Source organism: Luteimonas sp. AC640a (assembly GCF_979256585.1).
Genome location: NZ_CEEDOV010000007.1, coordinates 579,737 through 599,647 on the forward strand (window position 1 = coordinate 579,737; position 19,911 = coordinate 599,647).

The 19,911-nt window shown below is 67.7% G+C and carries 19 protein-coding genes; all 19 read right to left on the bottom strand.

Translation table 11 applies throughout. The annotated features are described in order from the left end of the window. Positions 1-19: 19 nt before the first annotated feature. The 19 genes from fliE to ACZ9YD_RS06980 all read right to left on the bottom strand — a co-directional run bounded on the left by fliE (position 20) and on the right by ACZ9YD_RS06980 (position 19,876). The gene (gene fliE / locus ACZ9YD_RS06890) at positions 20-409 is read right to left on the bottom strand and encodes a flagellar hook-basal body complex protein FliE (protein WP_465074376.1); all 390 of its coding nucleotides are present in this window, start codon (positions 407-409) and stop codon (positions 20-22) included. Positions 410-732: 323 nt separating this feature from the next. Next, on the bottom strand, positions 733-2,196 hold the full coding sequence (locus ACZ9YD_RS06895) for a sigma-54 dependent transcriptional regulator (protein WP_465074378.1): 1,464 nt from the start codon (positions 2,194-2,196) through the stop codon (positions 733-735). After that, positions 2,193-2,588, bottom strand: coding sequence for a response regulator (locus tag ACZ9YD_RS06900; RefSeq protein WP_465074380.1), 396 nt, complete (start codon positions 2,586-2,588; stop codon positions 2,193-2,195). Before ACZ9YD_RS06900 ends, ACZ9YD_RS06895 begins: the two co-directional genes overlap by 4 nt. Positions 2,589-2,598: 10 nt before the next feature. Then, the gene (rpoN, locus tag ACZ9YD_RS06905; protein WP_465074381.1) at positions 2,599-4,005 is read right to left on the bottom strand and encodes an RNA polymerase factor sigma-54; all 1,407 of its coding nucleotides are present in this window, start codon (positions 4,003-4,005) and stop codon (positions 2,599-2,601) included. Between the two features lie 194 nt (positions 4,006-4,199). Continuing rightward, positions 4,200-4,832 carry a response regulator gene (locus ACZ9YD_RS06910; RefSeq protein ID WP_465074383.1) on the bottom strand — a complete coding sequence of 211 codons (633 nt, stop codon included), beginning with the start codon at positions 4,830-4,832 and terminating at the stop codon, positions 4,200-4,202. Between the two features lie 65 nt (positions 4,833-4,897). Then, positions 4,898-5,467 carry a PilZ domain-containing protein gene (locus ACZ9YD_RS06915; RefSeq protein ID WP_465074384.1) on the bottom strand — a complete coding sequence of 190 codons (570 nt, stop codon included), beginning with the start codon at positions 5,465-5,467 and terminating at the stop codon, positions 4,898-4,900. Next, positions 5,464-5,766 (bottom strand): hypothetical protein, encoded by a 303-nt coding sequence (locus ACZ9YD_RS06920; RefSeq protein WP_465074385.1) that lies wholly within the window; start codon positions 5,764-5,766, stop codon positions 5,464-5,466. Before ACZ9YD_RS06920 ends, ACZ9YD_RS06915 begins: the two co-directional genes overlap by 4 nt. Continuing rightward, a complete protein-coding gene (gene fliS, locus ACZ9YD_RS06925; RefSeq protein WP_465074386.1) occupies positions 5,763-6,179 on the bottom strand; it encodes a flagellar export chaperone FliS in 417 nt (138 codons plus the stop codon). Before fliS ends, ACZ9YD_RS06920 begins: the two co-directional genes overlap by 4 nt. An 18-nt stretch (positions 6,180-6,197) precedes the next feature. Continuing rightward, on the bottom strand, positions 6,198-7,598 hold the full coding sequence (gene fliD / locus ACZ9YD_RS06930) for a flagellar filament capping protein FliD (RefSeq protein WP_465074387.1): 1,401 nt from the start codon (positions 7,596-7,598) through the stop codon (positions 6,198-6,200). A 373-nt stretch (positions 7,599-7,971) separates the two neighbouring features. After that, positions 7,972-9,138: a flagellin gene (locus ACZ9YD_RS06935; RefSeq protein WP_465074699.1), complete on the bottom strand. Its 1,167-nt coding sequence runs from the start codon at positions 9,136-9,138 to the stop codon at positions 7,972-7,974. Between the two features lie 666 nt (positions 9,139-9,804). Further along, on the bottom strand, positions 9,805-11,004 hold the full coding sequence (gene flgL / locus ACZ9YD_RS06940; RefSeq protein ID WP_465074388.1) for a flagellar hook-associated protein FlgL: 1,200 nt from the start codon (positions 11,002-11,004) through the stop codon (positions 9,805-9,807). Beyond that, complete coding sequence (flgK, locus tag ACZ9YD_RS06945; RefSeq protein WP_465074389.1) at positions 11,001-12,878, bottom strand: flagellar hook-associated protein FlgK; 1,878 nt, start codon at positions 12,876-12,878, stop codon at positions 11,001-11,003. Before flgK ends, flgL begins: the two co-directional genes overlap by 4 nt. 8 nt (positions 12,879-12,886) lie before the next feature. Beyond that, entirely contained in the window at positions 12,887-14,077 is a 1,191-nt protein-coding gene (gene flgJ / locus ACZ9YD_RS06950; RefSeq protein ID WP_465074390.1) for a flagellar assembly peptidoglycan hydrolase FlgJ, read from the bottom strand. A gap of 1 nt (position 14,078) precedes the next feature. Beyond that, on the bottom strand, positions 14,079-15,173 hold the full coding sequence (locus tag ACZ9YD_RS06955) for a flagellar basal body P-ring protein FlgI (protein ID WP_465074700.1): 1,095 nt from the start codon (positions 15,171-15,173) through the stop codon (positions 14,079-14,081). 47 nt (positions 15,174-15,220) lie between these two features. Beyond that, entirely contained in the window at positions 15,221-15,916 is a 696-nt protein-coding gene (gene flgH / locus ACZ9YD_RS06960) for a flagellar basal body L-ring protein FlgH (RefSeq protein ID WP_465074391.1), read from the bottom strand. Between the two features lie 8 nt (positions 15,917-15,924). After that, entirely contained in the window at positions 15,925-16,710 is a 786-nt protein-coding gene (flgG, locus tag ACZ9YD_RS06965; protein ID WP_465074392.1) for a flagellar basal-body rod protein FlgG, read from the bottom strand. Positions 16,711-17,020: 310 nt separating this feature from the next. After that, positions 17,021-17,770, bottom strand: a complete 750-nt coding sequence (locus ACZ9YD_RS06970; protein ID WP_465074393.1) for a flagellar basal body rod protein FlgF — start codon at positions 17,768-17,770, stop codon at positions 17,021-17,023. 161 nt (positions 17,771-17,931) lie between these two features. After that, positions 17,932-19,155 (bottom strand): flagellar hook protein FlgE, encoded by a 1,224-nt coding sequence (gene flgE / locus ACZ9YD_RS06975; RefSeq protein ID WP_465074394.1) that lies wholly within the window; start codon positions 19,153-19,155, stop codon positions 17,932-17,934. Positions 19,156-19,204: 49 nt separating this feature from the next. After that, positions 19,205-19,876: a flagellar hook capping FlgD N-terminal domain-containing protein gene (locus tag ACZ9YD_RS06980; RefSeq protein WP_465074395.1), complete on the bottom strand. Its 672-nt coding sequence runs from the start codon at positions 19,874-19,876 to the stop codon at positions 19,205-19,207. Positions 19,877-19,911: the final 35 nt, after the last annotated feature.

Consider the following 19,911-nt stretch of genomic DNA (forward strand, 5'->3'; position numbering starts at 1 on the left):
TATTCCTGGCCGGGCCGCGTCACAGCGGCATGTTCATGACGTCCTGGTACGCCTGTACCAGTCGATTGCGCACTTCTACCGTGGCCCGGAACGCGACCTGCGACTGCTGGGCCGCGACCATCACCTTTGCGAGATCCGCGCCGGGCTCGCCGAGTTCGAACGCACGGACCAGTTCGCCTGAGCGCTGCTGGGCGCCATTGACACCCTCGATCGCATTGCGCAGCGTGGCTCCGAAACTCGGCGCCGCGACACCAGTCGTGCCGCCAACACCCTGCAATCCACCGATTCCTCCCTGGACCGCGATCGCGTCACTGCGTGGGACATCGGCCGCGGTCATCTGCCGCGCCTGGCCCACCTGGCCCTGGTAGCTGCGGATCTGCGTGAGGATCGAGTTGACCGAATGCGTCATGGGAACGATCGAGGAGGAAGCTGTCCCGTCTCATGCAAGGCGCGTGCCGGAGCGGCGGGGTGGGATGTCGGAAATCCGGCGGCGGGCTGTGACGGGGGCAACTCTGTTCGGCCCACCGCACTCCTCGGAGTCGGCAAGCCCGTGCAGGCAGGGATGAGGTTCTGATGCGTGGGGGCTGGCGGACGTGGTGGGAGCGCGCTTGCGCGCGAGGGCGCATTCCCGATACAGCCGATCGCGCGCAAGCGCGCTCCTACAGGCGCCGGTGAATACCACAGGAGCCGCCCACCTCACCAGACGTCGCTCCCACCGTCTCGGAGAATTCTTCAGGCCGCCAGATCGCGCTCGATGCCGTACTTGCGCAGCTTCTCCGCCAGGGTGGTGCGGCGCAGTCCGAGCAGCTGCGCGGCGTGGGCGACCACGCCGTCGCTGCGGTCCAGCGCTTCGCGGATCAGGCCCAGTTCAATGCGGGCCATGTGGTCGCGCAGGTCCATGCCGTCTTCAGGCAGGTGCGCGGACTCGTCCTCGACCCCTGCGGCCAGCGTGATGTCTGCAGCCGCCGCAGGCATCGGCACGGTCGCCGCAGGCGTGGTGGGGGCCGGCGTGGCGATCGCCAACGGCGCCACGTCGAACAGATGTTCGCGGTAGCGCAGCGGCAGATCCTGCACCCGCACCAGACCGCCCGGATTCAGCACGGCCAGACGTTCGACGAGATTGCTCAGTTCACGCACGTTACCCGGCCAGGCGTAGCCGGCCAGCGCATCGAGGGTGTCGGCAGCGAAGCGGATCTCGCCACGGCCGTTGCGGGCCAGCTGGCCGGCGAGGGTGCGCACCAGCTCGGCCAGATCGTCGCGTCGCTCACGCAGCGAAGGCATTTCGATCGGAAACACGTTGAGTCGGTAGAACAGGTCCTCGCGGAACTGGCCGTCGCCGATACGTGCTTCCAGGTCGCGATGGGTCGCGGCGATCACGCGGACGTCGCACTTGATGCTCTGGTTGCCGCCGACACGCTCGAAGCAGCGTTCCTGCAGCACGCGCAGCAGCTTGACCTGCATCGGCAGGCTCATGTCGCCGATCTCGTCGAGCAGCAGGGTGCCGCCATCTGCCATCTCGAAGCGGCCCTTGCGCGCCGACAGCGCACCGGTGAACGCGCCTTTTTCGTGGCCGAACAGTTCGCTTTCCAGCAGCTCTGCCGGGATCGCGCCGCAGTTGATCGCCACGAACGGCCCATCCCGACGGCCAGAGCGCTGGTGGATCGCACGCGCAGCGACTTCCTTGCCGGTGCCCGATTCGCCCAGCACCAGCACGGTGGTGTCGAACGGGGCGACCTGGTCGATCATCCGGCGCAGCGTCTGCACGGATTCGCTGGTGCCGGTGGGTCCGCCACCCTGGTCGGCCGTGGCCTGCGTGTCGGCATCGATGCGCTTGAGGCTGGCCATGCGCAGCAGATTCTCCAGCTGTGCGTGCCGCAGCGGCGATTCCAGCGCCCAGACACCCGCCTCGTGCAGGGCGTGTGCAGCGGCAAAGACGGACGGCTCGTCGTCGAGCAGCATCACCGGCGGTGCAATGCCGGCCTGGCCCAGCCAGGTGAAGAAACTGCGCGCGGCGACCGCGTCGTCGAGGCTGCCGACCAGCACCGCCATCCAGTCGCTGGGGCGGTTGTGCGCGGCCGAGACTTCGCCCGGCTCGGACACCCAGCGCGGACGCAGGTCCATGAATTCCAGCAGCGTGCACAGGCGCTCGGCGCGCTCGCCGTTGCTGTCGATGACCAGGATGCGGGGTTCGCTCATGACACGGCTCCATCATGCGGACCGGCCGCATGCAGGGACTCCAGGATCTGCATGACGTCCTGGATATAGGACAGTTTGCTGACGAAGTTGTCGGCGCCGGCGCGCGTGGCGTGCTCGCGGTGCTCGGCATCGTCGAAATGGCTGGCGATCACCACGTAGGGTGGCGCGTCCTGAGCCTTGATCAGGCGCGTGGCCTGCAGGCCGCCCATCTCCGGCATCGCCAGGTCCATCAGCACCACGTCCGGGCGCAATGCCTCGGACTGGGCGATCGCCTCGAGGCCGTTGGCGGCCGTGCCGACGACTTTCAGCCAGTCGAACTTGCGGAAGTGTCGTTGCGCCGCGTTGATGAAGCCTTCGTGGTCGTCGACGAGGAGTACCTGGATGATCTGCATTCCGATGTCCTCAGCTCGCACGGGCGAGCAGGGTGGGGCGCGTACCGCGACGTCGCGTCCGCGCCGGGGCGATGTCCAGCTGTTCGCGGTATTTGGCGACGGTGCGGCGCGCGATATGCACGCCCTGACGCGCCAGCAGCGCAGCAATGGCTTCGTCGGCGAGCGGGCGCTGCGCCGGTTCGGCGTCGATGAGGCGACGTACCATCGCCTTGACTGCAGCCCCGGAGACGTTGGCACCGTCGAGGCGCACCGCGAAGAACCGCTTCATCTCGATCGTGCCGCGCGGCGTCTGCAGGAACTTTCCAGTGGTGATGCGCGAGACGGTGGATTCGTGCATGCCGATCGCATCGGCCACGTCCTTGAGCGTCAGCGGTGCCATGGATTCCTCGCCGCGTTCCAGAAACGCGGCCTGGCGCTCGACGATCACGCGCGCGGTGCGCAGCAACGTGTCGTAGCGCATCGACAGCCCGCGGGTGAACCAGCGGGCCTCCTGCAGCATGTCGCGCATCGGCACGCTGCCTTCGCCGTTGGCCAGTGCACGTTCGTAACCGGCGTTGATGGACACGCGCGGCGCGGCGGCGGGGTTCAGGGCGACGCGCCAGCCGGCATCGGCGTGCCAGACGACAACATCGGGCACCACGGCTGTGGCTTCGACCGGGGCACCGGCCTGCGCGGGCCGCGGATCCAGCGACAGCACCACGCGCACGGCCTCGTGCACGTCGGCTTCGTCGCGCTGCAGATGCTGCGCCAGTGCCGTGATGTCGTGACCGGCCAGCAGGTCGAGCGCGGTGTCGATCAGGCGACGGGCGAGGGCGCGTCCGGCAACGCGGCCGGGAAGCGCGGCCAGCTGGGCCAGCAGGCATTCGCGCAGGTCACGCGCGGCGACGCCGGCCGGATCGCCGGCCAGCAGTTGCTGGCGCACGACTTCGATGTGGGTCGGGGCGCGCTCGAAGCGCTCGGCGGCGTCGCGCAGCAGATCGCAGTGTGGTGCAGCGAGATAACCGGCGTCGTCGCAATGCTCAAGCCAGAACGCGGCGATCACGAGATCGTCGGCGTCAAGTTCCGACGCCAGGCGCTGCAGGATGCGCAGGTGCGGATCGCTCGATTCGCCAGCGGCGATGCGCTGCAGGCCGTCCTCGTCGTCGCCACTCCAGCCTGCGCCGCGCACATCCCACATCGAGGATTCCGGGAGTTCGTCGAAGGCCGCGACTTCGCTCGCCACTTCGCTGCGTTCCGGCACCGGATTTGCAACGGGCTCCTCGTCGAGCTCGAGCAGCGGGTTCTGCTCAAGCACGCGGCGGATCTCGAGATCGAGCTGCAGGCCATCGAGCTGCAGCAGGCGGATCGACTGCAGCAGCTGGGGCGTCATGTGCAGCCCCTGGCCCAACTGCATCGTGGTCGTGGCACTCGCTTTCATCGTCGCCGGATTCCCGTCGCGGCGCTCCCCGCGCCCGTGAAAGCATCGTGAAGCCGTCGCGACGGTTCCGGTATCGGGGCGTTTCCGACAGCGGGCGGGGTTCGCCCCACGCGTGTCGGGGTTTCCCCGACAGCGGGGTGGTCGGCGCGGCGTCGGATTTCCGTCGGGGCGCAGGCCCGCGACCGGACAGGCGATCAGTCGGTGTCGCGGCTGCGGCGTGCGGCCAGCAGCACCAGCTCGTTCGCGCGGCGACAGCCCAGCGCTTCCATCATGCGGGCGCGGTGGGTTTCGACGGTCTTGACGCTGATGTTCAGCTCGCCCGCGATTTCCTTGCTGCTCAGGCCGCTGCCGATCATGTCGAGGATCTGCCGCTGGCGGTTGGACAGCGAATCGACGCCCGCCGCCTTCGGCCGGCCGAGCAGGGGCGCCATCATCCGCGAGGACAGGCGCGGACTGAGAAACACCTCGCCGGCGACCGCGGTGCGCAGGGCCAGTTCGAGTTCGAGCGGGGCAGCGTCCTTGACCACAAAACCGGCCGCGCCACGCTCCAGTGCGCTACGCACATGCTGGGCGTCGTCGTGCATCGACATGATCAGCACGCGGGTGGTCGGCAGTTCGGCATGGATCGCACCCATCGCCTCGATGCCACTGCGGCCGGGCAGGGACAAATCCATCAGGACCACATCGGGGCGGTGGATCAGGGCCAGATCCAGCGCCTCGTCGGCGCGGCTGGCTTCGGCGCAGACATCGACCCCGCCGAACCCCTGCAGCAGACGGGCCAGGCCCGCGCGCACGAGGGTGTGGTCGTCGACGATCAGTACTCGCACCAGCCGGTTGCTCCCCTACCGCCGGGCCACCCCGGAGTCCGCAGGATACGCCAGACCGCGCGGCCTTACCGGCGGCGCTGTTCGGCGACCTGGCGGCGGTGGAGACGGAACAGATGCCGGTCGAGCGCTTCGACCAGGCCCGGCAGCAGGTCTGCAAATGCGAGCCAGACGCGTACACCGGTGTCGAGCGCCTCGCGGGCAACCACGCGCGCAGGCAGTTCGAGATGGTCCGGCAGCCATTCCGCTGGCTGCAGGCGTACGAGGACGGCGGTGTCCGGGACCAGTCCGTCGGCGGTCTCCAGATCCACGCGCAGGCCCAGGCTGGACCAGCGCAGCGGGCGCTCGGGCAGGCCGTCGGCGTGCATCGCCAGGCGGCCGACGAGGGCCAGGATCAGGTCGAGCTTGGCGTCCATACGCTGCGCCAGCAGCGGGAGGTCGCCGTGTTCTTCGCCACCGTCTTCCTTGCGCAGGTCTTCAATCTGGGAGAGTCCGTGCAGCAGGGTGATCGCCTGCGACTGGCGACCGGGGCCGGAGGACACGGTGACCGTGACCGGCAGCTGCAGCGTGCAGTCGAGGTGTTCACCGAAGAGTCTCTGATCGGCGGGCGTCTCGAGTGGGGCGTCGAGTTCGTTCACGGTGCGACCTCGACTGCGGCATAGGCGCGCGAGGCGCTGTCCTGACGGTGCGCCTGGAGCATCGTCGCGCCGATCTGTGCTTTGCGCTCACGCATGCGCTGCAGCAGCCCGTTCTGGATCGCAAGCAGTTCCTGCAGCACGCCCAGTGGCGTGTCCGGTGCGGTGGTCTGGATATAGCGGTGCAGCGCCGCGTCGTAATCGGTCATGCATTGCGCCGCGATTTCCACCTCGCCTGCATCGACCGCGACGCCGAGCGCGTCGAGCTGGTCGTACAGGGTCTGCTGGCGCATCGGGTTCACGCGTGTGCTCCGGCGCTGCCGACGGCCGCGGCGCCCGGTCGGATCGCGGTCCAGGCCGCATCGATTTCACCTAGCAACTCCAGGCATTCGCGCAGCGCGTCCGGGTCGTTATTGAGGTTGGCCTCGGTCAACCGGCGCAGCACGTAGTCGTAGAGCGAGGAGAGGTTGGCGGCGATCTCGCCGCCGGCCTCATGATCGAGCGAACCGCTGAGATGGCCCACGATCGCGCAGGCCTCACCAATCGCCTTGCCCTTGCGTGCGGGGTCGCCGCGTTCCATGCAGGCCTCCGCCAGGCGGACGCGCTCGCAGGCTCCAGCCAGCAACAGTGCGACCAGCTTGTGCGGGTCGGCGTCCATCACGGCGCCCTCGAGTTGGCTCTGGCGGTATTGCTGGGCGTAGTGGCGCTGCATCATCGGTCAAGTCCTTTTCGCTTACTTCGTCTGTGCCGACAGGGTGGCGAGTTGTTGGCTCAGCGCGCTGCTGGTGCTGGTCATTTGCGCCATCAGGGAGTCGAGCGCGACGAACTGGGTCTGATAGCGTTTCGCGGCCGCTTCCATCCGGACGTCCAGCGCCTCGCGCTGCCGCGTCACGTCCTTGAGCTGGTTGTTGAGGCCTTTGTCGCGGAGCGTGAACGCGCCCTCGGTACCGACGTAGCCCTTGACGACTTCGTTGAGTTTCGCGGCCAGACCGCTTTCGCCGGTGAACGCGGCGATGACCTGGGCAGAATTGGCGGCCATTGCGGCGTTGAACTTGGTCGCGTCCAGCACGAGAGTGCCATCGGGATTCGGATAGCCCTGCGTTTGCAGGCCGAGAGCCTTCGCGTCCAGGCCCTGCTCGGCGAGGCTGCCGAGCAGGTCGTTCATGACGTTGCGCAGCTGCGACGCGGCGCCGCGCATCTGCGCGTCACCGGTCAGCGACGACGGCGTCTTGGTTTCGGCGTTGTAGGTGGTCGCAGTGCCGATCGCCTTGAGCGCAGCGTTGTAGGCCTTGACGAAGCCGTCGACCGCCGCGCGGCTGCCGGCCGGATCGGCACTGACGTCGACGCGGCTGGTGCCCGGCTGCTTGATGACCAGGCTCATGCCCGGAACTGCATCGGTGATCGTGTTGCTGGCGGAGGTGGTGACGAGACCGTCGATCGACACCCGCGCGTCGGCCGCCGGTGCCTGCTCGGCCAGACCTGAGACCAGTGCCTGCAAACCGTCGCCGCCGCCGACCACCTCGATCGAGATCGCATTCGCTGCGCCGGTCTTGGCGCTGCCCAGCGACAGGTGATGGCCCTGGTCGGACGTCAGGAGTGCGGCCTGCACGCCGTATTTGCCGGCGGCATCGTTGATCGCGCTGCGCACGTCCGCCAGCGTCGCGTTCTCCTTGATCGCGACGTCGACGGCGTTTTCGCCGATCGCCACGCGCAGGGTGCCCGCGCCGAATTTGGTTTCGATGTCTGTGCCCGCACCCAGCAGCTTGTGCGCGGTGGCCAGCGACTGCACCTCGACCTGGTAACTGCCGACGGGCGTGTTGCGACCCGCGGTCGGCGTGAGCACCGCATCGGTTGTCGCATTGGTCGTGGCGCCAGATGCCAATGACAGCATCGTCGAGCTGACGGTGCGGGCGCCGAGCGCGTCGACCTTCTGCAGGCCATCGAGCGAGGTCTTCAGCGCGTCGAACGCGGACTTCACGGTGCCGATGCCGGAGAGCTTGAACTTGGTCGCCGATTCGAGCGTATTGAGCCGGGCGTTCTGCGGCGCGCGGTCGGCCGCGACCAACTGGTTGACGATCCCGCTGATATCGAGTCCGGAACCGATGCCGCCGTAACCGAATGAGTAATCCGCCATGCTCTGTCTCCTGGCCGGGCGTGTCCCGGACGCGCCGCACCAGGCGGCTTACTGTGGTAACGGCCCGATGCCGCGCTTCTTGAGGAATGCAAGATGCGTGCCTGGGCAGGGCTTGCGGCGCAGACGTTCTGCTTGTGTGGGAGCGCGCTTGCGCGCGAGGCATTTCGGCGTCGCGACCACATCGCGCGCGGGCGCGCTTCCACAAGCGCCGTACCCGCGACGGTCTGACCGCCTGGTTGGGACACCGGTACGGAGGCGTCGTTGCGTGCGCATCTGCATCGCCGCCGGCGCTCAAAAAAAAGACCCCCGGCCGGAACCGGAGGTCTTCGAGCACGCAAGAGACCGTCGCCGGCCTCCTGCGGTCACGTCGAACTCAGCGCAGCAGGCTGAGCACGTTCTGCGGCAGCTGGTTGGCCTGGGCCAACATCGCCGTACCGGCCTGCTGCAGCACCTGGGTGCGCGACAGTTCGGCCGTTTCCTTGGCGAAGTCGGTATCCATGATGCGGCTGCGCGAGGCCGACAGATTCTCCGAAGAGGTCTGCAGGTTGGCGACGACCGAGCTGAAGCGGTTCTGGACCGCACCGAGATCGGCGCGCGAGGTGTTGACGGCTTCCAGCGCACCGTCCATGGCCAGGATCATGCGGTCGGCCGCGTCGGCGGTGAGGACCGTTTCGTCCGCGAAACCGGTCGAGGCGGTGCCGGCGGTCACGGTCGCCGTACCGGCCGTCGTGCCTGCGGTCACGCCGCTGACGTTGGTGAGATTCGCAATGGTCAGGTTCTGGTCGGTCGAGGTGATCGAGCCGTCCGCTGCCATCGTGACGTTGGCCAGCGCGGCACCGCCCGGCGCGGCCTTTGCGGCGTCGAACGCGGCGACCAGAGCCGTTGCCGCTGCAGCAGCGTCGGCAGCGCCGTCGGCCGTGGCCACGGTGACGCCATTGATGTCCATCGACACGCCAGTGGCGGCCGCGGTGGCGGTGGCGGCGGCGGTGGTCTGCTCGTAGGTGGTGGTGCTCGGCGACGTCCAGCTGCCCAGCTGATCGGTGCTGGCATTGGCGATCGAAGCGATCTCGATGGTCTGGCCCTGGTTCGCACCGACCTGGAAGGCCTGGGCGGTGAACGAGCCGTCGAGCAGCTTCTTGTCGTTGAACGAGGTCTGCTCGGAGACGCGGCCGATTTCGGCCTTGAGCTGCGTGACTTCGGCGTTCAGCGCGGCGCGGTCGGTGTCGGAGTTGGTGGCGTTGCGCGACTGCACGGCCAGCTCACGGATGCGCTGCAGGTTGTTGCTGATCTCGCCCAGCGCGCCTTCGGCGGTCTGCGCCAGCGAGATGCCGTCGTTCGCGTTGCGCGCAGCCTGGTTCATGCCGCGGATCTGGGTGGTGAAACGCTCGGAGATCGCGAGGCCGGCGGCGTCGTCCTTGGCGCTGTTGATGCGCTGGCCCGACGACAGGCGCTGGATGGAGGTCGACAGGCTGGCCGAGTTGGTGGCCAAGTTGCGCTGGGCGTTGAGCGAGATGGTGTTGGTGTTGATGACGGACATGATGCAGGTCTCCTGGTATTGGGGAATCCGGCACGGGAACAGGGCCTGGCCGGTGGCTCCGCAGGGGGTTGCCGGTGTGTCGGCCCTGTCCTCTGCTGTAACCAATAACGGCGTCTCGTCGTCAAGCTTTAATGCTGTTTTGCCGGCGATTCGCAGCCCGCTTCCGGGCCGTTCCCATTAACGGCTGGTCGCCCGGGAGATTGAGCTTGGGTGCGGAGGCTGCAGGCGGGACGTGCCGGGCCGCGGAGGGCGAGGCGCCGGACGACGCAATGGCCCGCCGAGTTCGAGTGGATCCGATACGAGGACGGTTCGAATGGGCGCCTTCATCCCTGCGGCACTCACAACCGAAGGGCTGTTCGGGCTGAGCGTACTTTTCAACCGCGGAATCTCCGCTCATGCAGTGACTTCACTGTTTCGAGCTCTGTGACGCGGGATGTGTGCCTGCGCAGGAATGACGCGCATAGGAAGGCGTGCAGACCGAGGGCCACGAATGATGGCGCGCGCACAGACGTGGCAATAGAGGCCGCGGGCGCGGACGTTGCGTCCACGCGGTGATGGGCGACAGACCCGCGATTGACGCTGTAGGAACGCGCTTGCGCGCGATGACGCTCTCCCGGGGAGGCGTTTCGCGCGCAAGCGCGCTCCTGTCGGAAGATCAGGCTTGTGATTTCAGCGCAGCAGATCGAACAGCGAAGAGCGCTGTATCTGCACGAAACTCAGCTGGGCGGCTTCAAGCGCGACCTTCTCGAGATTGAAGCGGCTGATCGCCTCGGCGTAATCGAGATCGCGCAGGCCCGACAGCGTGGTTTCGATGGTCAATGTGTGCGCATCGCGCAGCGATGCGGCGTTGTCGATTGCCGCGAGCTGCGCGCCGCCGTTCGCGCGGACGTCGATGATGTGGTCCGTCGCAGTGGCGATGTCGCGCATCGACCCCTGCAAGGCATTCTGCTGCGCGGCGCGTTGCGCATCCGTGGTCGGCGCCATCGTCAACGCGCCAAGCAGGTTGTCGATCGTGGCGAATACATCGCGCGTGCCGGCAGGCCCGAGCGAGAACGCATCGCCATCGGCCGGCGCGCCGCCGACGACCACGCGCGCGCCGGCGACCGTGATCGCCTCGCCGGTTGCATGCACGCCGCTGGCGATGACATCGCCGGCCGCATTGCTGACATCGTAGGCACCGTCTTCGCCAAACGTGATGCGATAGCTGCCACCGTCCCATTGCCCCGAGTCGGTCAGCCCGAAACTGCCGACCTGGCCGGTGCCGGTGTTCGCGGCATCGGCGCCGACATCAATGCGGCCGTCGCCGGTGCGTACGCGCAGGAAGACCTCGCTGCCTGGCATGGTGTCGTCGACGAACATCTGCGGCGCGATCTCGACCTGGCGACGCGTCTGGTCGCCGGCGTAGGCGACACCGCCACCGACCTTGGCAAACGGCGGCGAGCCGTCCTGGGTGCCGCCAAACAGATAGCGCCCGGCGCCATCCGGACTGTTGGCGATATCGAGCAGACTGGCGCGCAGACTGGTGACTTCGGTGGCAATCGCCTTGCGGTCCTCGTCCGACAGCGACGCGCTGTTGGCCCGCACGGTCAGTTCGCTGATGCGGCCCATGACATTCCCGGCCTGCGTGAGTGCCGCTTCCTGCATGCCGAGCCGATGGCCGACCGCATCGGCATTCTTGCCGAAGCGCTCGAGCTCGGCGTTCGAACGATCGAGTGCGACCGCCGCGCCGGCACCGACCGGATCGTCCTTCGCGGTCAGCAGCTTCTTGCCGGTGGTCAGTTCGTTCTGGATGCGCGCCAGGGACGCTTGCTTGGACTGCAGGTTCGTGAGCGACTGCTGGTACAGCATCCCGGTGGAGATACGGGTCATCGGCGGACGGCTCCAAGCAGGGACTGGAACAGGGTGTCGGCGGTGGAGATGATCTGCGCGGCGGCCTGGTAAGCCTGTTGCAGGCGGAGCATGTTGGCGGCCTCTTCATCGAGGTTGACGCCTGAGATGCTCTCGCGCGCGGCATACGCCTGCTCGTGCAACGTGGCCTGCGCTTCGGCGGCATAACCCGCATGGCGCGCGGCGGAGCCGACCGCGGTGGTCAGGCCCGAGATTGCGCCGTTGAGGCTCAACGAGGCGCCGTTGAGCGCCTTGGCGTCATCGAAGCCGGCCAGCAGTGCCGCATTGCCGTTGTTGCTGGACCCCGGCGCCGTGGGCGCCATGGTGAAGGTGTCGCCGGCTGCCGGAATGCCGTCGAGCACGAACGACCAGCCGTTGGCGGTGATCGTGTCGCCGGGCGTATAGGCGAAGGGCCCGTCGCCATCGATCATGTACTGGTTGGCGTCGAGGAACTCGACGCTGGACGGCGTCCGCAGCGCCGGATCGGATGGATCGCCGATGCGCACCGTCCCGGGCTTTGCGGTGCCGAGATTGCCCAGCGCGCCTTGCACCTGCACCGGCGACGCCGCGGCGATGCGACCCGGATCGGTGATCGCCACCGACAGGCCGCGGGCCGCCTGCGCGGTCGGCTGCAGCAGGAACCGGTCGCCGTCCTGCGCGGCGCCATCGAGTGCGAGTGTGATGCCGCCCACCTGCAAGGGATCGCCGGCCGCGCCGGAACCGGTCATCGCGACACTGGCGCCGGTCAGCGCATCCGTTGCAGTCCACGCGCCGCCCTGGAACTGCAGCACCAGGTTGCGGCCGTCAACGGCAGAGAGATCACCGACGCTGGCGCTCAGGCGCGCAGTCCCGCCATTGGCCGAGTGGCCACTGACGGCCGGCGCGGGCACGTTGAAGAACGCACCGCCCATATCGCCGTACTGATCGACACCCGCCGCATGGCCTGCATTGAAGGTGGTTCCGAACGCAAGCGCGATGCGCCCCAGTTCGGCCTGCGTGGGGTCGAGCACCTGCGAGCGGAATTCAAGCAGACCACCGATTTTGCCGCCCATCACGCGTTCGTCGAGACGAATGGTCTGGCCCTGGGTTTCCAGCGCAAGCTGCTGGCGCTCCGGGCGATACGGATCGGCGACCGTGGTCAGCTTCGAGGCCTGCACGCCGACCACCAGCGCCTGGCCGCCGGCCGAGAACACGTTCATCGCGCCGCCGTCCTGCTGTACGGCGGTGCCGCCCGTCAGTGAGACGAGATCGCGGATCATCTGGTCGCGGCGATCGAGCAGGTCGGGCGATGCGGTCTGCGCACTGCCGATGCGGCCGTTGAGTTGTGCAATCTCGCTGGTCAGCCGGTTGACCTCGCCGGCGCTGGCGGCGAGTCCGCTGTCGACTTCCGTCGACAGGCGGTCGAATTGCCCCTGCAACTGCTGGAAACGCGTCGTCAGCGCATTGGCCTGGCCGAGCATGTTCTGGCGTTCCGCGGGCGCCGAGGCACTGGACGACAGTGCGCTGACCGAATCGAAGAAGTTCGACCACAGTCCGGCCACGCCTGTCGTCGATTCGGACATCAGGCTGTCGACGCGGCCGGACAACGACGCCAGTTGTTCCAGCCGGGCGAGCTCACCACCGCTGTCGATCAGGCGCGAATTGGCGAGATCGTCCGCCACCCGGCGCACATCGCTAATCTGCGTGCCACGGCCGACATAGCCGGTGCCGATGAATTGCGGCGATCGCGCCTCGAAATCCACCTGCTGCCGGCTGTAGCCGGGGGTGTTGATGTTGGCGACGTTGTGGCTGACCGTCGACAGCGCCCGTTGGAAAGCGAGCAGGGCGCTGGTGCCGGTGGAGAGGATGTTGGCCATGGGCGGACTCAGCGACGCAGGAGGGCCTGGGCCGCGCGTTCGGCGGCCTCGGCGACAGGGTTGAGGGCGCTGGCGGGCGGCGAGGCGTTCGACGCCTGCACCGCGCCGGTCGATGCGCGCGCGAACTGCGAGATCGTCGACAGCGCGCGGTCGAGCGTGGGGCCGTTGGCGATCGCACTGAGTTTGTCGGCGTAGCGCGGGTCGGTGGCGTAGCCGGCCTGTTGCAACGCGCTGGCGAAGCGGCGCACGTCGCCGCCCGATTCCAGTGCCTGGCGGTAGCGCGGATTCTGCTTCAGCAGGCGTACGTAGTCGGCGAAGCTCTCTGCCGGCGAGTCATACGCGCGGAACTCGGCGCGCTCGGTATGGCGCACGCCGTTGCTGTATTCGTGTGTGGTCGCCGCGGCGCGGTCGCCCTTCCAGCCGGTCGCCTTGATGCCGAACAGGTTGTGCGCGGTGCCGCCGTCGCCGCGCTGGATCGTGCGCCGGCCCCAGCCGGTCTCCAGCGCAGCCTGCGCAACCAGGGCGCGTGCATCGACCCCGAGCTCGCGCGCGGCCTGCTGGGCATGCGACCAGATCGAGGCCACGAAGCGCTCGGGCGAGCGTGGTGCGAAAGATTCGGCCGCAGCGCGCGACGCTTGCTCCAGCGCGGCCGGGACCTGAGTGACGACGGCGCCGACCCGGCTGGCTGCGTCGGTGACGGCATCGACGACCGGGCGCGTACGTGCCATCAACTGGTCGATGAACCCGTCCATCGGCGACTGCGTTTCGGATGAGGACGCACTGGCACTGCCGATCGGGCGCCCCGCGATGAGATCCAGCGTCTGTGCACCGAGCGCCTCGGGCAGGGCGCCGATGCGGGCATGGCCCTGCAGGGCGAGCGCCTTCGCGGCAGGATCGCCGGCGAGGCGCGTATCCAGCGCTGGCGCATCGGCATCGCCGCCACCGAGCTGGCGCGCGATCACCTTGGCCAGACCGAGACCATTGCCTTCGGTCATCGACTTGGCGAGCCGCTGGTCGTAGAGATCGCGATAGAGCTGGTTTTCGCCAGGAAACAGCGAATCGCCCATGCTGGCGTCGCGCATGCTCTTGATCAGCATCTGCGCGAACACGCCTTCGAACTCGCGCGCGGCCTTGTCGATGCGCGTGGCATCGGGGCGTTGAGCGGGATTGAGTTCGATGGGCGTGGACGCGATGCGCATGTCAGATCACCTCGAGCTCCGCGCGCAGCGCACCGGCCTGCTTGAGCGCTTCGAGGATCGCGATCAGATCGCCAGGCGCTGCGCCGACGGCGTTCACCGCGCGCACGATTTCGTCCAGCGAGGTGCCGCCGGCGAACTTGAACATGCGGCTGCCATCCTGGTTCACCGAAACGTCCGACCGTGGAGTGATCACGGTATTGCCGCGACCGAAGGACTCGGGCTGGCTGACGTCCAGACTTTCGGTGATCGTCACGCTGAGCGAGCCGTGCGCGATGGCCGCGGGCATCACCTTGACCAGCGCGCCCATCACCACCGTGCCGGTGCGCGAATTGATGATGACCTTGGCCGGCGCGGCGCCGGGCGAAAGCTGCACATTCTCAACCTGTGCAAGGAAGCCGATGCGCGCGCCGGGATCGAACGGCGCGCGCACCGCCACGGTCACGCCGTCGACCGCACGTGCGGTGCCGGGACCGAAGCGCGCGTCGAGCGCGGCCACCATGTTGGAGATCGTGCTGAAGTCACCGCGGTTGAGGTTGAGCGTCAGCTCGCCGCCATCGCCGAAACCGCCGTCGACCGCGCGTTCGACCATCGCGCCGTTGGGAATGCGACCGACGCTCGGCACGTTCACCGACACGCGTGAGCCGTCCTTGCCCTGCGCGCCGAATCCGCCGACCACCAGGCTGCCCTGGCCGATCGCGTAGACCTGGCCGTCGGCGCCCTTGAGCGGCGCCATCAGCAACGTGCCGCCGCGCAGCGACACCGCATTGGCGATCGATGACACGGTGATGTCGATCGTCTGCCCGGGCTTGGCGAAGGGCGGCAGCTCGGCGTGGATCGCCACGGCCGCCACATTCTTGAGCTGCGGATTGACGTTGGCCGGTACGGTGACGCCCAGCTCGTTGAGCATGTTGCGCAGGCTCTGCACGGTAAAGGGCGATTGGCTGGTGCGGTCGCCGCTGCCGTCCAGGCCGACCACCAATCCATAGCCGACCAGCGCGTTGCCGCGCACGCCGCCGACGGTGGCGAGATCCTTGATGCGCTCCTGCGCGTGCACGGGCACGGCCAGCGTAGCGAAGGCCAGCAGGGCGAGCGGCATCAGGCGGAGCAGGGTGGTACGCAACATGGCGGTGGCCCGGTGGGAACTCAGTAGGGATAAAGGCGCGAATGGAAGAACCGGCCAAGCCAGCCCATCGCGTTGGATTGCGCGATCGCGCCACGGCCGCCGTAGACGATGCGCGCATCGCCCACGCGGCTCGACAGCACACTGTTGTCCGGGCCGATGTCGGCCGGGCGCACGATGCCTTGCACCTGCACCAGCTCATTGCCCTGGTTGAGGCGAATGTTCTTGCTGCCTTCGATGACCAGGTTGCCGTTGGGCAGGCGCTGGACGACGGTCACGGTCACGTTGCCCTGCAGCCGGTTGCTCTGGGCGCTACGGCCGCTGGCATCGAAATCGCGGGTTCCGCTGGCCGATGCGCTGAGCACATCGCGGCCATTGAGCGTGACCGGTGCACCGAAGATGCTCGGCGCCGCGATGTCGAGACTGCTTTCCTTGCCGACCTGGGTGCTGGCGTTGGTCTGCGCGGTGGTGTTCTCGATCAGCTGGATCGTCAGCAGGTCGCCGACGTCGCGCGCGCGCTTGTCGGCGAACAGCGACAGGCCGCTGCCGCCGCCGGCCTGATAGATCGCACCGGGCGATGCGTAGGCGGGCGCGGCGATGACCGGCTGGATCGGCGCCATCGGCGGGTAGGGACGCACGTCGCCGGCGACAACGCAGCCTGCCAGCAGGGCGGGCAGGATCAGCACGGCGACGCGGCGGACGGAGTGGGCAAGGATCATCGCGAGGCTCAGACGTTGTTGTTGAGGTAGCCGAGCATCGAGTCGGTGGTCGAGATCGCCTTGGCGTTCATCTCGTAGGCGCGCTGGGTCTCGATCATGCTGACCAGTTCTTCGACCACGTTGACGTTGCTGCCTTCCAGCGCACCTTGCTCGATCATGCCCAGGCCGTTGAGACCGGGCGTGCCGTTCTGCGCCGGACCCGACGCCGTGGTCTCGATGTACAGGTTCTCGCCGCGCGCCTGCAGGCCCGCGGGATTGATGAAGTCGGTGACGGTGAGCGAGCCGATTTCCAGGCCCTGGCCTTCACCCGCCATCTGCACGCTGATCGTGCCGTCCTTGCCGATGGTCATCGACTGCGCGCCTTCGGGCACCTGGATGCCAGGCTGCACGGGAAAGCCGCTGCTGGTGACCAGTTCGCCCTGGGCGTTGATCTGGAAGCTGCCGTCGCGGGTGTAGGCCGGCGTGCCGTCGGGCATCAGCACTTCGAAGAAGCCGCGGCCGTTGACCATGACGTCGAGAGAGCGGCCGGTCTGCTGCGGGTTGCCTTGCTGGAAATCCTTCGACGTCGAGACCACGCGCACGCCGGTGCCCAGTTGCAGACCGGTCGGCAGTTGGGTCTGCGCGGAACTTGCACCACCCGGCTGACGCACCTGCTGGTACAGCAGGTCTTCGAAATTGGCCCGGTCGCGCTTGAAACCGGTGGTATTGGTGTTGGCGAGGTTATTGGACACGACCGCCATGCGCGTCTGCTGCGCATCGAGTCCGGTCTTCGCCACCCACAGAGCCTGGTTCATCGGTTGGTCCTCGGTCCGGGCGCAAGCTGCGCCGTCGGCAGGGGTGATGCAATCGGCGTGCCAGAAGCGGCCTGCTGGGCTGCACGACGGCTCCGTGGAACCGTCTCATCCGTCCGACGCGTCACTCCCGAAACAGCAAGAATCGAAGGACTTCGCCTTTGCATCTCTGCTGGAGAGACACGCAACGTCCATGGACGACCCGCCATTCGGCTGTTGAAAAGCATCTCCCGCCTTCGCGGGCATGACGGGGCGTAGTGGGGTTGGTGGACGGCGCGGCGCCGGTTTACCGTCTTCCGTCAACGAGGCGGGATCAGCCGCCCAGACGCAGCAGGCTGTTGGCGGCCTGGGCGTTATCGTCGCCACGCTGGATCAGCTTGACCTGCATCTCGAACTGGCGCTGCAGCTGGATCATCTGCACGAGTGCGCCGGCCGCGTCGACATTGCTGGTTTCCAGCGCGCCGGTGGTCATGACTTCACCGGGTGCCTGGGCCAGCGGACGCTGCGGATCGGTATTGCGCATCAGGCCATCGAGGCCCCGCGCCAGCCGGTCGGGTGTGGCGTCGACCACGCGCAGCCGGCCGAGCACGGCCATCGTCTGCGGGCCTTCGCCCAGCGGGATGATCGACACCGTACCGTCATGGCCGATGTCCAGGGCCTGATGCGGTGGCAGCGCGAACGGCATGCCGTTGTCGTCGACCAATGGATGTCCGCCGCCGGTGACCAGCTGGCCGTTCGGCGTCAGTGACAGGTTTCCGGCGCGGGTATAGGCCTCACCGCCATCCGGCGATTGCACCGCCAGCCAGCGATCGGGCCGCAGCGAGACATCGAGCGGATTACCGGTGACGCGCTGGGCACCCATGCGGCTATTGAATCCCTGGTCGACGTGCATCGCGTCGATACGCGATGCATGGGTGCCGCCCGGCACCCGGTGGGCCTGGGTGTTGGCCAGTGCCGCCTTGAAGCCCGCGGTGTCGGCGTTGGCGAGGTTGTGCGACACCGTGCCTTGCGCCTGCAGCGTGGCGCGGGCGCCGGTCATCGCGACGTAGAGGGCTTTGTCCATTGGGGGGCCGGAATTCGTGATTCGTGAGGGGTGATTCGTGAGAGCGGCATGGCGGGCAGCCGGACGGATACCGGACGGCAGCCACCATGCAGTGGCCGCGTTGTCCAGTCACCCATCACGATTCACCGCTTTTAACGGACGCATGTCCGGTCATGACCTCATCAACGAATGTTGATGACCGTCTGCGTGACCTGGTCCTGGGTCGAGATCATCTGCGCGTTGGCCTGGAAGTTGCGCTGCGCGACGATCATGTTGACCAGCTGCTCGGTGAGGTCGACCGTCGACGATTCCAGCGCGCCGGCCTGGACCTGGCCGAAGTCCGAGCTGTCCGGCGCACCGGTACGGCCTGCGCCCGAGCCGTAAGTCTCGGCCCACATGTTGTTGCCCTGCGGCTGGAGGCCCTGCGGATTGACGAACGTGGTCAGTGCGATCTGCCCCAGCGGCTGGTCGGCGCCGTTGGAATAACGCGCGAACACCACGCCCTCGGCTGAGATGCTGACCTCGTTGAGCTTGCCGGCTGCGTAGCCGTCCTGGCGGGTGTCACGCAGCTGGAAGCGCTCGCCGTACTGGGTGGATCCACTGAGATCGAGATCCAGTTCCAGCACGCCTGCGCCATTGGACGGGGTGAACGGGTCCAGCGCGATGCGGCCGTCGGTCGGCGAGAGCAGGGCGCCGCTGTCGGAGAACTGCAGCGTCACGGGTGCGCCGACGCTTTCACCGTCGACATAGCTGTGTGCCTGCCACTCGTTCGGATTCGCCGTCTTGACCAGGTAGGAGGTCTGCACGTGACCCACGCCGAGCGAATCGAACACCGTGATGCCGCCGGTGGAATGGCTGTAGCTGTTGGGTTCGGTCGGATCGAAGGTCGCCATCGTCGGCGGCGACGCATTGCCCGGCAGGGTGAACATCAGGTTGACCCGGCTGCTCGGCTGTGGCGGGCTGTCGGTGGTCAGCAGCTGCAGGTCGGTCACGCGGCCGACATCGAAGCCTTCCGCATTGGTGCGCGGCGGATAGACCTGCAGGCGCGCGCCGTCTGGCGTGCCGACGAAGCCCTGGGCATCGGTCTGGAAGTTGCCGGCGCGGCTGAAGGTGCGGGCGCCATTCTTGCTGAGGGTGAAGAAGCCCTCGCCGTCGATCGCCATGTCCAGGCTGCGCCCGGTGGGATCGATGTTGCCCTGCGAGAACTGTTGGGCGACGTTGCTCAGCTTCACGCCCGAGCCGATCGCATTGCGCGACAGGCCGTAAGCGCTGTTGGAGAACAAGTCGGCGAACTCGGCGCGCGACTCCTTGAAGCCGGTCGTATTGACGTTGGCGATGTTGTTCGCGGTGACGTTGAGATTGGCGTTGGCCGCGTTGATACCGGAAAGCGAGGTGTTGAAGCTCATGGCGGACTCCGTGAGGTCGTGCGCGGGAAAACGGAAAGGGAGGAACGCGTCAGCCGACGCGCAGCACATGGCCGAGCGGCGCGGTGCCGAGGCCTTCGATGTCGAGATAGAGTCCGTCGCTGCCCACCGACACGCTTTCGACCTTGCCACGCACGTAGGTGCTCAGGCTGGTCGTGGCGCCGGCTTCGGTGACGTGCTTGGCGGTGATGCCGTAGGCGCCTTCGGGCAGACGCTGTCCTGACGCATTGGTGCCGTCCCAGGCGAATGGCACTTCACCCGCAGCGGCGGCAGGCACGGTGAACTGGCGCACCGCCTGGCCATTGGCGTCGGTGATTTCGATGGTCACCAGGCCCGGCGCCGGCGCGGCGACGATGCCGCTGGTGCCGCCTTCGGCCGGCAACGCCACCTTGGCCGAGGGCAGCAGCACTTCGCGACCGACCATCGTCGCCCCGCGCAGCAACTGGTCGCTGGCCATCGAGCCGGCGAAGCCATCGACCGATGCGTTGAGGCTCTGGATGCCCTGCACGGTGGAGAACTGCGCCAGCTGACCGAGGAACGCGCTGTTCTCCATCGGTTTCAGCGGATCCTGGTGCTTGAGTTGTTCGGTCATCAGGCGCAGGAAATCCGCCTGGCCCAGCGATTCGGCGTTCTTGCCGGCTGCGGTTTTCGTCGTGCCGCCCAGGCCCAGGCTGCTGTAGACGTCGTTGGCGATGGTGCTCATCGAAGGATGCTCATCGGTTCGGGGCTCGAGTGGGC